Annotated in this window: 12 protein-coding genes; 3 read left to right on the top strand and 9 right to left on the bottom strand. The window is 78.2% G+C overall.

All coding sequences use genetic code 11. The annotated features are described in order from the left end of the window. The first annotated feature begins 81 nt into the window (after positions 1 to 81). Together ACI79Z_RS02765 and ACI79Z_RS02760 are read left to right on the top strand one after the other, a co-directional pair. Entirely contained in the window at positions 82 to 1,059 is a 978-nt protein-coding gene (locus ACI79Z_RS02765; RefSeq protein ID WP_387988444.1) for a UDP-glucuronic acid decarboxylase family protein, read from the top strand. A 123-nt stretch (positions 1,060 to 1,182) separates the two neighbouring features. Further along, complete coding sequence (locus ACI79Z_RS02760; RefSeq protein ID WP_456901626.1) at positions 1,183 to 2,823, top strand: VWA domain-containing protein; 1,641 nt, start codon at positions 1,183 to 1,185, stop codon at positions 2,821 to 2,823. On the opposite strand, the gene ACI79Z_RS02755 is transcribed toward ACI79Z_RS02760, so the two are convergent. From ACI79Z_RS02755 to ACI79Z_RS02715, 9 genes are all read right to left on the bottom strand, one after another. Beyond that, a complete protein-coding gene (locus ACI79Z_RS02755; protein ID WP_387988446.1) occupies positions 2,814 to 3,731 on the bottom strand; it encodes a glycosyltransferase family 9 protein in 918 nt (305 codons plus the stop codon). The genes ACI79Z_RS02760 and ACI79Z_RS02755 overlap by 10 nt on opposite strands. A 74-nt stretch (positions 3,732 to 3,805) precedes the next feature. Continuing rightward, positions 3,806 to 5,185, bottom strand: coding sequence for a D-glycero-beta-D-manno-heptose 1-phosphate adenylyltransferase (gene rfaE2, locus ACI79Z_RS02750; RefSeq protein ID WP_387988447.1), 1,380 nt, complete (start codon positions 5,183 to 5,185; stop codon positions 3,806 to 3,808). Beyond that, positions 5,182 to 5,862: a D-sedoheptulose-7-phosphate isomerase gene (locus ACI79Z_RS02745; protein WP_387988448.1), complete on the bottom strand. Its 681-nt coding sequence runs from the start codon at positions 5,860 to 5,862 to the stop codon at positions 5,182 to 5,184. The genes rfaE2 and ACI79Z_RS02745 overlap by 4 nt, the downstream gene beginning before the upstream one ends. A 20-nt stretch (positions 5,863 to 5,882) precedes the next feature. Next, positions 5,883 to 7,127: a glycosyltransferase gene (locus tag ACI79Z_RS02740; RefSeq protein WP_456901625.1), complete on the bottom strand. Its 1,245-nt coding sequence runs from the start codon at positions 7,125 to 7,127 to the stop codon at positions 5,883 to 5,885. Then, positions 7,124 to 8,104 (bottom strand): glycosyltransferase, encoded by a 981-nt coding sequence (locus ACI79Z_RS02735; protein ID WP_387988450.1) that lies wholly within the window; start codon positions 8,102 to 8,104, stop codon positions 7,124 to 7,126. Before ACI79Z_RS02735 ends, ACI79Z_RS02740 begins: the two co-directional genes overlap by 4 nt. Then, positions 8,101 to 9,123, bottom strand: a complete 1,023-nt coding sequence (locus ACI79Z_RS02730) for a glycosyltransferase family 9 protein (protein ID WP_456901624.1) — start codon at positions 9,121 to 9,123, stop codon at positions 8,101 to 8,103. The genes ACI79Z_RS02735 and ACI79Z_RS02730 overlap by 4 nt, the downstream gene beginning before the upstream one ends. After that, a complete protein-coding gene (locus ACI79Z_RS02725; protein ID WP_456901623.1) occupies positions 9,120 to 10,610 on the bottom strand; it encodes an HAD-IIIA family hydrolase in 1,491 nt (496 codons plus the stop codon). The genes ACI79Z_RS02730 and ACI79Z_RS02725 overlap by 4 nt, the downstream gene beginning before the upstream one ends. A 98-nt stretch (positions 10,611 to 10,708) precedes the next feature. Further along, positions 10,709 to 11,206, bottom strand: coding sequence for a MarR family winged helix-turn-helix transcriptional regulator (locus tag ACI79Z_RS02720; protein WP_387988453.1), 498 nt, complete (start codon positions 11,204 to 11,206; stop codon positions 10,709 to 10,711). A gap of 25 nt (positions 11,207 to 11,231) precedes the next feature. Beyond that, on the bottom strand, positions 11,232 to 12,149 hold the full coding sequence (locus ACI79Z_RS02715; RefSeq protein WP_456901622.1) for a hypothetical protein: 918 nt from the start codon (positions 12,147 to 12,149) through the stop codon (positions 11,232 to 11,234). Between the two features lie 264 nt (positions 12,150 to 12,413). On the opposite strand from ACI79Z_RS02715, the gene ACI79Z_RS02710 reads away from it, so the two are divergent. Continuing rightward, complete coding sequence (locus ACI79Z_RS02710; RefSeq protein WP_456901621.1) at positions 12,414 to 13,730, top strand: alpha-hydroxy-acid oxidizing protein; 1,317 nt, start codon at positions 12,414 to 12,416, stop codon at positions 13,728 to 13,730. Positions 13,731 to 13,762: the final 32 nt, after the last annotated feature.

Here is a 13,762-nt window from a genome sequence, read left to right as displayed (position 1 = left end):
CGAAGTGTCGGCAGTTGATCTCCGGGTAGGGCTCTGCGCAGGCCCCCGTCCGGGGCACGACGGCGAGACGAGGAGCACGGCATGGTGCACGCGGCGCGGACGATCCGGCGGGCGGTGGTGACCGGCGGGGCCGGGTTCCTCGGCTCCCACCTGTGCGAGCACCTGCTCGACCGCGACGTCGAGGTGGTGTGCCTCGACAACTTCCTCACCGGCTCGCCCGAGAACGTCGTCCACCTGATGGAGCACCCCGGCTTCCGCCTGGTCCGCTGCGACGTCACCGACTTCGTGCACGTCCCCGGCCCCGTCGACCTCGTGCTGCACTTCGCCTCGCCGGCCAGCCCCCTGGACTACCTGCGGATGCCGATCGAGACGCTCAAGGTCGGCAGCCTGGGCACCCTGCACACCCTGGGCCTGGCCCACGAGAAGGGCGCCCGCTACGTGCTGGCCTCCACCTCGGAGGTCTACGGCGACCCGCTGGTGCACCCCCAGCCCGAGGAGTACTGGGGCAACGTCAACCCGGTGGGTCCGCGCGGCGTCTACGACGAGGCCAAGCGCTTCAGCGAGGCGATGACCACCGCCTACCGCACGTCCAAGGGCACCGACACCGCCATCGTGCGGATCTTCAACACCTACGGCCCCCGCATGCGCCCCGACGACGGCCGGGCCATCCCCGCCTTCGTCGGCCAGGCGCTGGCCGGGCGGCCGCTGACCGTGGCCGGCGACGGCTCGCAGACCCGCTCGATCTGCTACGTCGACGACACCGTCCGCGGCATCCTCGCCCTCGCCTGCTCCGACCAGCCCGGCCCGGTGAACGTCGGCAACCCCGACGAGCTGTCGATGCTGCGGCTGGCCCAGTGGATCATCGAGCTCACCGGGTCGTCGTCGGGGATCGAGTACGTCGACCTGCCCGTCGACGACCCGAAGGTCCGCCGGCCCGACACCCGCCGCGCCGAGGAGCTGCTCGGCTGGCGGCCCACGGTCCCCTCCGAGGAGGGTCTGCGCCGCACGGTGGCCTGGTTCGCCGAGCAGCGGGAGGCCGCCGCGCTGCGCGCCGGCTGAGCCCGGCGGGTGTCCTGGGCCACTTCTCCGGCGGCACCTCTCCTCGGTGTCCTGGTTCACGTTTACATTGGGACCGGCGGCTAGGGGCACGCCGAGGAACCGGACACTGACGGAGAGCAACCCATGGGCCGCCATGCCGACACCACCTCTGCGCGCCGCGTGCAGCGCCCGGCCCCGATCGCCCTGGTCGTGGCCCTCCTCGTGGTGGCCCTCGTGGCCGGCGGCGTGGTGTGGTGGCTGGCCGGCTCGGGCAGCAGCGACGGGTGCGGGACCACCCGCACCGTCCGGGTGACCGTCGCCCCGGAGCTGGGCGACGTCGCCCAGGACCTCCTCGCCGAGCCGCAGGACCTCGGCGGCGGCGCCTGCGCGGCGGCCGAGGTCGCCGCCCAGGAGCCGCTGCAGACCGTCGGCGACCTCTCCGCCCTCGAGGGCTCCGCGCTGCCCCAGGTCTGGGTGCCCGACAGCTCGCTGTGGACCGTGCGCGCCGGTGACGCGCCGCTCGACCCGTCGGGCTCCATGGCCACCTCGCCGGTCGTGCTGGGCACCAGCCGGGCCGCCGCCGACGCGCTCGGCTGGAGCGAGCAGGCGCCGCAGTGGAGCGAGGCCCTGTCCGGCGCCCGCCCGGTCGCCGTCCCGGACCTCGCCGCCAGCGCCGAGGGCGTCGCCGCGCTGGCCGCCGTCCGCACGTCCCTGGGCGGCGGCGACGCGGCGGACAACGCCGTCGTCCAGGCGGTGCTGGCCGCCCGCCGCGGGCCGGCCGTCAGCCCCGCCGACGCGCTGGCCACGGCGCAGTCCGGCGACCCCGGGTCCCCGCTGGTGCCGGTGAGCGAGCAGGAGGTCATCAGCGTCAACCGCGGCGCCGAGGACCCCCAGCTGGTCGCCGTGTACCCGGCCGAGGGCTCGCCCGAGCTGGACTACCCGGTGCTGCGGGTCGGCTCCCCCGGTGACGACGACCGGGCCGCCGTGGACGCCGTCGTCCGGGCGCTGACGTCGGAGGCCGCGCGCACCGCCGTCCTCGCCGCCGGCTTCCGCGACGCGGACGGGACCGCGCCGACCGACCCCGGACCCGGCGTGCGCGAGCAGGCGCCCGAGGTGCTGCCGGTCGACGCCGAGCAGGTGCAGGGCCTGCTGGCCGAGCTCGCCCGGCTCGCCGCGCCGTCGCGGCTGCTCACCGTCATCGACGTGTCCCAGTCGATGGAGGCCCCCGCCGGGAACGGCACCCGCGCCACGCTCGCCCGGGACGCCGCCAAGAGCGCGCTGACCCTCATCCCCGGCACCTCGTCGATCGGGCTGTGGGTGTTCGCCTACCAGCTGCAGGGCGAGCAGGACTGGGTGGAGCTCGCACCCATCCGCACCCTCGACGAGGAGGTCGACGGCGGCACGCAGCGCGACGCGCTCGACGAGCAGCTCGACACCCTCCCCGGGCGGCTGTCCCCCGGCGGCACCGGCCTGTTCGACACCGCGCTGGCCGCCGTCCGCGCCGCGCGCGAGCAGTACGACCCCAACGCGGTGAGCAGCGTCGTCCTCGTCACCGACGGCACCAACGAGGACTCGTCGGGCATCGCGCTGGACGAGCTGGTGCAGACGCTGCAGGACGAGGCCGACCCGCAGCGGCCGGTGAAGGTCATCGGCGTCGCGCTCGGCCCGGACGCCGACGTCGCGGCCCTCGAGCAGATCGCGCAGGCCACCGGCGGCGCCGCCTACTCCGCCGTCGACCCCAACGACCTGCAGGGCGTGCTCTTCGACGCGCTGCGTCAGAGGTAGGGGCCCAGCCGCTCCAGCGCGGCGGTGACCTCCGGGACGCTGATCCGCGCGAGTGCCGGGTCCAGCTCGGTGGCCCACGGGTCGCCGGTGCCGTCGCCGTGCCAGAGGACGACGTGCTGCTCGCGCGGGGGCGGGCCCCACAGCGCCGGTGACACCGGGCCGAACAGCACCACCGACGGCCGGCGGTAGGCGGTGGCCAGGTGCGCGACGCCGGTGTCGCCGCTGACCACCACCCGCGCCGCGGCGACCGTGGCGGCCAGCTCCAGGGTGGAGGTGCGCCCGGCGAGCACCGCGTCGTCGGAGAGCCCCGCCCCGTGCGCCACGGCGCAGGCCAGCTCGCGCTCGGCCGGGCCGCCGGTGACGCGGACGTCGTGCCCGGCGTCGGCCAGCCACCGCGCGACGGCGGCGAAGCGCTCCGGCGGCCAGCGCCGACCGGGGAACGCCGCGCCGGGGTGGACGAGCGCCGCGCCCGGCACCGCGGGGGGCACGTCCGGGACGGCGAGGTCGAGCGCGTCGGGGTCCGCGGCCACGCCCAGGCCCTCGGACACCAGCCGGCACCAGCGCCGGACCTCGTGCTCGTCGGGGTACCAGGCCGGGCCCGGGTAGCCGGGACTGGCGAAGGTCAGCAGCCGCCGCGGGTGCAGGTCGGCGACGACGACGTGCGAGGCCGGTCCCTTCCCGTGCAGGTCGACGGCGAGCTCCGGCGGCGGCCCCGGCCAGTCCAGCGGCTCGAGCTCACGGGCGGGCAGCACCTCGTCGACGGCGTCGACCAGCCCGGCCAGCGGCGCGAGCGCGGTCGTCGTCGCCAGGACCAGCCGGTGACCGGGCACGGCCGCCCGCACGGCCCGGATCGCCGGGACCCCGGTGAGCAGGTCACCGAGCCCCAGCGGCCGCAGGACGACGGCCACAGGACTGCTGGCACGGCTCCCTCGCAGGGGCCCGCCGCGAGCTCGCGAGCGGTGGGGGGCGAGGGGGTCCTCCATCACACGCGGGAGCGCTCGACCAGGGCGGTGGTCGAGTGGCCGTCCAGGTAGGGCAGGACGACGGCCTGGCCGCCCCACTGCCGCAGCACCGCGGCCTCGGGCAGGTCGGCACCGGCGTAGTCGCCGCCCTTGGCCCAGACGTCGGGCCGCAGCCGGTCGAGCACCTCCGCCGGGGTGTCCTCGTCGAACACCACGACGGCGTCGACGAACTCCAGCGCCTCGAGCACCCGCGCGCGGTCGGCGGCGGTCACCAGCGGCCGCGAGGGGCCCTTGAGCCGGCGCACCGAGTCGTCGGAGTTGATGCACACGACCAGGCAGTCACCGAGCCCGCGGGCGGCGCGCAGCGTGGCCACGTGCCCGGCGTGCAGCAGGTCGAAGCAGCCGCCGGTGGCCACCACGGTGCCGCCGGCGGCGCGCACGCGGGCGAGCAGGGCGGACACGTCGTCCTCGGCGGCCACGTCCGGCTCGGGCACCGCGGCGGCGTCCCACGCCCCGCTCCAGTTGCCGGCCCCGCCCGCGGCGACGAACCGGCCGGCGAAGGCGACCGCCGCGGCCACCGCCTCGCCGGTCACCGCGCCGTCGGCGAGGGCCAGCGCCGCGGCGGCGGCGAAGGAGTCGCCGGCGCCGCAGGGGTCGCCGCCGGTCACCGGCACGGCGGGCACGACCATCGGCGCGCCCTCGCCGTAGGACAGCAGCGCGCCGCGCGCGCCGAGGGTCACCGCGACCGCGCCCACGCCCCAGTGCCGGATCAGCGCCTCGGCCCGCGCCCCGACGGCGGCCAGGCCGTCGCCGTCGGCGGGCACGTCCACGGCCACGCGGGCGGCCTCGGAGCCGTTGGGCGTGACCAGCCGGACCGACGGCACCGGGTCGGCGCCCCGCGGGTGCGGGTCCCACACGACCGGCCCGCCGGCCTCGGCCAGCAGCGCCCGGACGGCGGGGTCGGCGGTGGTGCCCCGCCCGTAGTCGGCCACCAGCACCGCGGCGGCGTCGCGGACGGCCGCGCGCGCCTCCTCGGGCAGCTCGCCGAGGGTGACGGTGGGCGCGCCGCTGTCCAGCCGCACGACGGAGTGGTCGCCCACGCGCACCCGCCGCTTGACCGCGGTGCCGCCGGTGGCCGGGACGGCGACCAGCCGCACCCGCCCGGCCAGCAGCGCGCGCAGCCGGGCCGCGCCGTCGTCGTCGGCGAGGGGGGCGACCAGCACGACCTCGCGGTTCGTCGCCTGGGCGGCGATCACCGCGGCCAGCGCGGCGCCGCCGGGGCGCTCGCGGGTCTCCAGGTCCTCGACCACCGGCACCGGCGCGTCAGGGGTGAGCCGGGACGCGGTGCCGACCAGGTCGACGTCGAGCAGCGCGTCGCCGACGACCACCAGCGGCTTCACCTGGCGATCCCGAGGCGGGTCTGCGGCACGCGGGCGGGCTCGGCCAGCACCGCGGCGTCGAAGGCGGCGCACAGCAGGTGCAGCGCGACCAGGTGGCACTCCTGCACGGTCGCCGTCCACGGGGAGTCGATGCAGACCGCCTCGTCCGACGCCGCGGCCAGCGGGTTCGGCGCGGGACCGGTGATCGACAGGACGGTGATGCCGCACTCGCGGGCCCGGCGGGCGGCGGCGACGGCGTTGGGGCTGCGCCCGGAGGTGGACAGCAGCACCAGGACGTCGCCCGCCCGCCCGTGCGCCTCGACCTGGCGGGCGAACAGCTCGTCGGCCGGGTAGTCGTTGGCGATCGCGGTGAGCGAGGAGGTCTCCGCGGTCAGGCAGATCGCCGAGAACGGCGGCCGGTCGGCGCGGTAGCGGCCCACCAGCTCGGCGGTGAGGTGCTGCGCCTGCGCGGCGCTGCCCCCGTTGCCGGCCGCCAGCAGCCGCCCGCGGGACTCCCCGCACAGCACGTCGGCCAGCAGCCGGCCCCAGCGGTCGAGGGTGTCGACCGAGGCGTCGAGGCTGCGCACGGCCGCCTGCAGCGACGCGACGTGGTCGCGGCCGGTGAGGTGCGTGCAGGAGTCGGGCGAGACGACCTCGCCGGCAGTGCTCTCGTGGGCATGGTGGGGAGCGACACTCACGCGGCGACCTCCAGGGGCGCTCATCGGACGGCCTCGACGGGACGCCGGGTGGACAGGACCTGCCGGTAGACGGCCTCGGTGTCGGCGGCCACGCGGGCCCACCGGTAGCGGGCGCGGGCGCGCCGGACCCCGGCCGCGCCGTAGGCGGCGCGGCGGGCGTCGTCGGCCAGGAGCGCGGCGAGCACCTCGCCGAGCCGGGCCGGGTCGCGGGGCGGCACGAGGTCGCCGGTGACGCCGTCGGCGACGGAGTCCTGCAGCCCGCCGACGGCGGTGGCGACCACCGGGCGGCCGCAGGCCATCGCCTCCAGCGGGGTGATGCCGAACGGCTCGTACCAGGGCACGGCCAGGACGACGTCGGCCGAGCGCACCCAGGCGGGCACGTCGGCGCGGGCGACCGACCCGGCGAAGCACACCCGGTCGGCCACGCCGACCTCCGCGGCGACGGCGAGCAGCCGGCGCACCTCGGGGTCGGCGTCCACCGCGTCGGCCGGCGGGCCGCCGACGACGACCAGCTCGGCGTCCGGGACGGCGGCCAGCGCGCGGACGGCGTCCTCCTGGCCCTTGCGCTCCACCAGCCGGCCGAGCACGAGCAGCCGCGGCCGGCCCGAGCGCGGCGCCACCGGGCCGCGCGGGGTGAACACGGCGGTGTCGACGCCGCACGGGACGATCGACACGCGGTCGCGCGACAGGCCCAGCCGGCGCAGCTCGAACACCTCGTCGCTGCAGGTGGCCACCACGTGGTCGACCGCCGCGCACAGGTCCCGCTCGAGCTCGATCCGCCCGGCCGGGGAGGTGTCGGCGTCGCCCTGGTGGCGGCGCTTGACCGAGCCGAGGGCGTGGAAGGTCTGCAGCACCGGCACCGGCGTGAGCAGGCTCCCGGCGGCCTCGACGGCGGCCAGCCCGCTCATCCAGAAGTGGGCGTGGACGACGTCGGGCGGCCGCACGCCCCAGCGGGCCCGCAGCGCGGCGGCCAGCTCCGGCACGTGGCCGAGCAGGTCGTCCTTCGGCAGCGCCCGCGCCGGCCCCGCGGTGAAGTGGCTGACCGCGTAGCCGTCGGCGGTGGGCACCTCGTCGGGCAGGTCCGGGTCGTCGCGGCGGGTGTGCACGATGACCTCGTGGCCGCGCGCGGCCAGGCCCGCGGCCAGGGCGGCGACGTGCACGTTCTGGCCGCCGGCGTCCACGCCGCCGATGGCCGCCAGCGGCGAGGCGTGCTCGCTGACCAGGTCGATGCGCAGCGGTGCGCCGGTGCCCCGGTGCGTCCTCATCGGGTGACCTCCTCCAGCAGGGTGTCCCAGTCGGAGAGGAACCGGGGAAGCCCGTACCGCTCCAGCGCGGCGGCGCGCGCCGCCTTGCCGGCCAGCCGGGCGGCGTCCTCGTCGTGCAGGTAGGTGCGGACCGCGTCCCACAGCACCTCGGGCCGGGTGGACAGCACGCCGGCGCCCTGGGGCACCGCCTCCACCACCTCGGTGGCCGCCAGCGCGACCACCGGCATGCCCAGGTGCATCGCCTCGAGCAGGGAGAGCCCGAGGGAGGTCCAGCGGACGGGGTGCACGTAGACCCGGCGGCGGGCCAGCTCGGCGTGCATGGCGGCCTGCGGCGGGTCGTCGTGCAGCGCCACCCGGCCGGGGTCCAGGCCGTACCGCTCGTGCAGGCCGGACAGGCCCATCCCGAACACGTCGACCGGCGCGGCGGCGGCCAGCCCGGGCAGCAGGTCGGCGCCCACCGTGCGGCCGCGGCGCACCGGCTCGTTGGTGACGACGGCGGCGCGGGCCAGCTCGCCGGTCCAGCGCTCGCCGGGGTCGACGATGCCGTGCTCGACGACCGTCGTCGGGGCGCGGCCGTTGTCGTAGAAGAGCCGGTTGAAGTGGGTGACGTGCGCGATCGGGACGTCGTCGCGGTCGGCCAGCGGGTGCCGGGTGTACGGCACCGGCGCGGCGCCCTCCTCCAGCCCGGGGGCGTTGTGCTCGAGGAACACCGCCGGCAGGTCCCGGCCGGGCTCGCGGCCCAGCCACTCGCGGACCAGCTCCAGGTCCCGCACCCGCTGCAGCACGACGACGTCGACGTGCTCGTCGCGCAGCTGCTCCGGCGTCACCTCGCGGGCCGACGCCGGCCAGTCCCAGGTGCGCGCGCGGCCGAGCCCGTCGGGACCCCGGTCGGGGGTCACCGGGAGCAGGTACTCGTGCGGGCCCTGGACGAACGCCGTCGTCCAGGAGCCGTGCACGTGCCAGACCAGGACCCTCATGCGGCGATCACCTTCTCGACGGCGGCGACGACGTCGGCGGCGCTCACCGACGAGAGGCAGGGGTGGCCGGGCACCGGGCACACGCGGGCCCGGGTGTCCCGGCAGGGCGCGTCCTGGTCGCCGAGCAGCACGGTCGGGACGCCGTAGGGCGCCCACCGGACGGCCGGCACGACCGGGCTGAACAGCGAGACGACCGGGGTGCCGACGGCGGCGGCCAGGTGCGCGGGGCCGGTGTTGCCGACGACGACGGCCGCGGCGCCGTCGAGCAGCGCGGCCATCTCCGGCAGGCTCGTGGCCCCGCCGAGGTCGGTGCCGCGGGTGCCGGCGACCGCGGCGGTGAGCGCCCGCTCCCCCGGCCCGCCGGTGACCAGCACGCGGTGGCCCGCGTCGGCGAGCGCCTCGACCGCCTCGGCGCAGCGCTCGGCGGGCCAGGCGCGGGCGGGCACCGAGGCGCCGGGGTGCAGGACCACGTAGCCCGGCTCGTGACCGACGGCCGGGAGCGGGCGGCGGACGGCGAGCCGGCCGTCGTCGCCGTCGGGGAGGTCGAAGCCGGCCGCCCGGGCGAGCGAGAGCGCGCGCTCGGGCTCCGGCAGGTCCACCTCGTCGTCCTGGCCGACCCGGTGCCGGACGTCGAGCAGCGACCCGGGGTAGTCGACGCTGGTGGCCGAGATCCGCGGGACGCCGGCGGCACGCAGCAGCAGCGCCAGCGGCAGCGGGGACTGGTGGAACGAGGTGCTGACGACCGCCTCGTCGGGGGCGAGCGCGCGCACCCGGTCGGTGAGCGCGGCCAGGTCCGCGGCGTCGACCGGCGGCGGGTCGCCGAGGATCCACGGGCAGGCCCAGGTCCAGACCTCGTCGACACCGGGCAGCAGCGCGGCGGCCTCGGCGCCGGCCGGGCCGGCGAGGAACACGACGCGCTCGGCGGACGCGGCCACGGCGCGGACCAGCGGCCCCTGCAGGAGGACGTCGCCGGCGTTGTCGAGCCGGGCGACGAGGACGGTGCCCCGGCGGGGCCTCACCACCGGCCGGCCAGGACGTCGTCGACCGCGGCGGTCAGCGAGGCGGCCACGCGCGGCGCGGCGTCGACCTCCTGCCGCCGGGTCACCGGTGTGGGCACCAGGATGCCGCCGGCGCCGGCGGCCGCGGCGGCCTCGACGTCGGCGCCGATGTCCCCGATCACGACGGTCCGCGCCGGGTCGACGTCGAGCTCGGCGCAGGCGGCCTTGACCATCCCCGGTGCCGGCTTGCGGCAGTCGCAGCCGTCCTCGGGGCCGTGCGGGCAGACCTGCAGCGTGTCGAAGGGGCCCAGCAGCTCGGCCAGCCGCGCCATGCAGGCGTCCACCTGGCCGCGGGTGATGATCCCGCGGGCGACGCCGGACTGGTTGCTGACGACCCCCACCCGGACGCCGCGGGAGCGCAGGGCGTCGAGGGCCTCGCGGGCGCCGTCGACCGGGCGGACCCAGTCGGGGTCGCCGTTGTAGGGGAAGTCGTGCACCAGCGTGCCGTCGCGGTCGAAGAGGACCAGGTCGGGCAGCCCGCGCCACGGCGCCACGCGGCGGTGCCGCACCGCGCCGCGCAGGAAGTGCCAGGTGGCCAGCGGCGGGATGGCCGCGCTGGTGAGCGCCATGGTGGTCACCTCGGCCCGGTCCCGCGGGCCCGGCGCGATGCGGGCCCAGGCGAACTCGGCGGTGCCGGCGGCCCAGGCCAGCGCCGCGGCCGCGGCGGCGCGGGGACGGCGGGCGGCGGCCAGGCCGAGCGCGGCGAGCCCGGCGGCGGTGACGGCGAGGTGCCGCGGACGGCGGCCGACCGCGGCGTCGGCGCGCTCGCGCCAGCCCGGCCCGTGCAGCCGGCGCATGAGGACGTCGTCGGCGTTGCCGGCCTGCACGCGCACGCTCACCCACCGGTCGGTGGGCCGGACCGGGTGGGTGATCCGGCGCTGCCCGCGCACCAGCCGGCTGCCGGTGTCCATGACGCGCAGCGCCAGGTCGGAGTCCTCGCGGAAGGCGCGGGGGAAGCGCTCGTCGAACCCGCCGACGGCGGCCAGCGCGGCGCGGCGGTAGGCGAGGTCGGCGGTGATCCAGGAGCTGGTGGCCAGGCCGGCGGTGCCGCGCTCCCAGTCGGTGGGCCGGCGGTCCTCCGGCAGGGGCACCCGCACCCGGCCCTGGCTGCCGGCGACGTCGGCGGGCAGGTCGGCGACGTCCCGGGCCAGCCGCTCGTACCAGTCGGGGTCGGGGACGACGTCGTCGTCGAGGAAGGCGATCCACTCCGTGCGGGCGGTGCGCCAGCCGAGGTTGCGCGCGCGGGCCGGCCCGCCGCCGCCGGTGCGGACGACGCGGACCGGCGGGAGGCCGGGCCGGTCGACGGCCAGGGGGGACCCGGCGGGGCGGTCGTCGACGACGACCAGCTCGGCCGGGCGGGGGCCGGGCATGGCGGCCAGCGCGTCGAGCAGCACGTCGAGCGAGGGCCGGCCGATGGTCGGCACGACGACGGTGCAGCTCACGGACATGATCGCGCCCTGCCCGGGCGCGACCGCCCGCAAACACTACGGGCTTGAAGTTCCCCCGGACGACGTCGTTCCGGCCGGGGGACGGGAGGGTCCTCAGCTCATCGGCGGATGCGGGTGGCGGCGGAGACCCGGGCGAGCGCGTCGGTGACGACCGCGGCGTCGTCACCCAGGAGGGTGAGCAGGTGCGCGACGAGCTCGTCGTGGGTGACCGCGGCGGCGCGGACGCGCTCGCGGCCCGCCTCGGTGAGCCGCGCGTGCAGCAGCCGCCGGTCCCCCGGCCGCCGCTCGCGCACGACCAGCCCCTGGTCGACCAGCCGGCCGACGGTGCTCGTGACCCCGGCGCGGGACAGCCCGAGGGCCTCGGCGACCTCGCCCATCGTGGCGCGCTCGCCCGGCGCCTCGGCGATCCGCCGCAGCGCCTCGAAGCCGGTGAGGGACAGGTCGTGCTCGCGGTGCAGCGCGGAGTCGACCCGGTGGGTGATCCGGTCGTGCACCTGCACGATCCGCAGCCAGGTCTCCGCGGCGCCCGGCGCGGCTCCGGCGAGTGCCGCGGGGTCGGCCGGGATCCCGGTCGTCAGCACGTCGTCGGGGGTCACCGCACCATCGTCGCCCAGGTCCGCGTCAGGCGCTCCCGGTCGGGTCCGCGGGGTGCCGCCGGCCCGCGGCCAGCACCAGCCCCGCGGCTGTGGTGACCAGCGCCAGGCCGGCCGCCACCAGCGGCAGCGGCAGCGGGTCGGGGTCGACCGGCCCCTGCGCCGCGGCGACGCGCAGGTCCACCGCGGCGGTGCGCGCGCTGTCGGCACCGACCACCTCGAGCGTCGTCGGCCCGGGGACCCCGCCGTCGGGGATGCGGACGACCACCTCGACCGTGCCGTCCGGCGCGGCCACCGCGGTCCCGAGCACCGTGCCGTCGGGGCCGCTGACGGTGACCTGCTCCCCCGCGCCGAAGCCCGCCGCGCTCAGCACGACCTCGCCGCCGGCGGCCACCTGCTCGGCCGAGGCGGACACCGAGGCGCCGGCGTCCGGGCCGTCGGCGGGAGCTCCCGGGGCGGTCTCCGGGGCGGGCAGGCCGGGCACCGGCATCGGCACGGCCTCGCCCGCCGGGGCACCGGGCTCCGGGACGGGGGTCGGCATCGGGGCCGGCGGGACCTCCGCGGGCGGCGGCGCGGTGATCGCGGCGCAGTCCTCCTCGGCCGGGCGGGTGAAGGAGAAGCCGTCGAGCTCGTCGGTGTACGCCGTCCCCGAGCCGTCGAGCGCGGCGTACTCCAGCCGGCTGTCGATCGTCTCGCCCCAGTCGACGTCACCGGTCCGCAGCACCACCGTCTCGCCGGGGGCGAGCTCGGCGGAGTCCTCGCCGTCCGGGCTGCGCGTGGTGGCCAGCGTGACCGCGTAGGCCACGGTCCCCGCCGTCACCTCGACCGCGACCCCGCCGGGGCGGCAGCTCGGCCCGTGGGTGACGCGCGCGTCGGGCCGGGCCGGGTCGTCGGCGGCCAGCGCGGGGCCGGCCAGCGCCACCCAGCCGGCCAGGAGGCCGGACACGGCGAACAGGAGAGCGGGCCCCGTCGGCACGACGGGGCGGGGCGTGTGCCTCGGCACGGACCCGACCGGCACGTTTCCCCCTCGAGCGGTCGTGCACGCCGCGGCACCGGTGGTTCCGGTGGCGGCGCTCCCCCATCATGCGGTCCGTGGACGCCCGTTGACGACGGGCCGACGGCGCGTCGCGGCGAACGGCCCGGCGTGTCGGGACCGCGGGGGCCGCGAGGGCCGGGCGGGGCCGGTGAGCCGGATCACTACGGTGGCCTCGTGGACTCAGCAGCCGGGACCGGTCGCCGCCGCCAGAACGAGGTCTACCGCGCCGGGGTGTACGGGCGCTCGCCGCTCGTCCCCACCACCGCGGAGCCCCTGCAGCGCCGGGCGCGGGCGCGGCTGACCGCCCGGGCCTACGCCTACGTGGCCGGCGGCGCCGGGGAGGAGCACACGCAGCGGGCCAACCGCGCCGCCTTCGACCGGTGGGCCGTCGTCCCCCGGGTGCTGCGCGACGTGAGCGACCGCGACACCTCCGTGGAGCTGCTCGGGCGGCGGATCCCCGCGCCGGTGCTGCTCGGCCCGGTCGGGGCGCTGGAGCTGGTGCACCGGGAGGCCGACCTCGCGGTGGCCCGCGCCGCGGCGTCCCTCGGGGTGCCGTTCGTCTTCTCCAACCAGGCGTCGGTGCCCATGGAGACGTGCGCGCAGGCCATGGGCGACGCGCCCCGCTGGTTCCAGCTGTACTGGTCGACCTCCGACGAGCTGGTCGAGAGCCTGGTCGGCCGGGCCGAGGCCGCGGGCTGCGAGGCGCTGGTGGTCACCCTCGACACCACGATGCTCGGCTGGCGCCCGCGCGACCTCGACCTCGGGCACCTGCCGTTCGCGCTCGGCAAGGGGATCGCCCAGTACACCTCCGACCCGGCGTTCCGGCGGCTGGTCGAGGCCCGCGTCGCCGCGGCCGGCGACGTCGCCCCCGCGCAGGCGGGCGAGGCCGCCGGGCGCGACCGCCAGCCCCGGCCCACGCTCGCCGCGGTGCTGGCGATGGTCGGGATGGCCCGCGCCTGGCCCGGCCCGCTCCGGGAGAACCTCCGCTCGCCGCTGCCGCGGGCCGCCGTCGAGACGTTCCTGGCCACCTACTCCCGGCCCTCGATCACCTGGGCCGACCTCGCCTGGCTGCGGGCCCGCACCCGGCTGCCGATCCTGCTCAAGGGGGTCCTGCACCCCGACGACGCCCGGCGGGCGCTGGACGAGGGCGTCGACGGCGTGGTGGTGAGCACCCACGGCGGCCGGCAGGTGGACCGCTCGATCTCCGCGCTGGACGCGCTGCCCGACGTCGTCGCGGCGGTCGGCGACCGCGCGCCGGTGCTGCTCGACAGCGGCGTCCGCAGCGGCGCCGACGTGCTGGTCGCCGTCGCCCTCGGCGCGCGGGCGGTGCTGCTCGGCCGGCCCTACGCCTGGGGCCTGGGGCTGGCCGGGGAGGCCGGCGTGCGGCAGGTCGTCTCCGACGTCCTCGGCGAGTTCGACCTGACGCTCGGCCTCACCGGTCACACCTCGGTCGCCGAGCTGGGCCCGGAGGTGCTCCGCCGGGTGGGCTGAACTCGCCGCCCCCGTGCCGAGGCGGGAGGGTG

The organism is Geodermatophilus sp. SYSU D00663, from assembly GCF_054050655.1.
Note: the sequence above shows the minus strand (reverse complement) of the source record. Positions and strands in the feature narration are given on the sequence as shown.